General features: G+C 59.6%; 1 pseudogene. It reads right to left on the bottom strand.

Features of this window, described 5'->3' with window-relative positions:
* Positions 1-265 (bottom strand): annotated as a pseudogene (locus AC0L3U_RS39325) (hypothetical protein); the annotation flags it as partial.
* Between the last annotated feature and the right edge of the window lie 12 nt (positions 266-277).

Genomic DNA, 277 nt, shown 5'->3' with positions numbered 1-277 from the left:
GCCCCTGATCCAGATGGCAGTTGCTGCAATTGAGGCCGTTGCCCACAAACTGCGGTACCAGGCGCTTGGTGTCCACGAACAACGCGTAACCCTGCCTCACCAGCTTGCCGTAGGCATTGTCCGGCAGTTCGCTTTCCAAAGGGGGCTTGAACGCAGAAGCATCGGGGTGCGCCGTGGGCTGCAATTGCGATTGGTCTTCCATGGCTATCGTCGCAGCATGGGCGGGGATCGCAGCCAGCATTGCCATCAACATGATCGCTTTCATGGCTTGGCCTGC

It is taken from the genome of Bradyrhizobium sp. Kon69 (genome assembly GCF_055807515.1).
This window is presented reverse-complemented; position numbering and strand designations above follow the sequence as displayed.